Below are 587 nucleotides of genomic sequence, written 5' to 3' on the forward strand. Positions count from 1 at the left end.
AAACAGGTGTTTTCTTAGATAGTGCCGTTGCCAATATTGGCTATAGGACGGAAACCTTAGAAGGCGTTACAAATTCCGATGGCAAATACGACTACATTGAGGGTGAAACGGTTACTTTCTTTATCGGCGATCTTGAATTACCACCTGTTACCGCAAAAGGTACAGTGACACCTCTGGATTTGGCTGATAGCGACGACACCTCTGATTCAATGGTTGTTAATATTATTAGGTTGCTTCAATCGCTAGATGAAGATGGAAATCCTGACAATGGGATTACAATAGCCGACGCAGCAAAAACTGTAGCTACACCAGTTGGTTTTGAATTATCAATAATTGATTTTGAATCATCGTCTGCCGTGACAACGCTAGTGGCAAACTCAGGTTCCACGAACACTGTACTCATATCCCAAAATGATGCGATAGCTCACTTTGAAGATACATTGGTCGATGCGGGTGAGGATTTTGTAGCAAATTCAAACATTACAGGCATATGGACTACCGATCTCACCGATAATGATTTGTTGGCTTTTGTATTCTTTGCAGACGGTACCTATGTTCATCTAGAGGTAGATGAAGAAGCACCAATT

The 587-nt window shown here is 41.4% G+C and carries 1 protein-coding gene; it reads left to right on the top strand.

Annotated elements, in window-relative coordinates; translation table 11 throughout:
• On the top strand, window positions 1–587 hold a 587-nt coding region (locus tag A3750_RS26155), incomplete at both ends, for a hypothetical protein (protein WP_197475030.1).

It is taken from the genome of Oleiphilus sp. HI0079 (genome assembly GCF_001635105.1).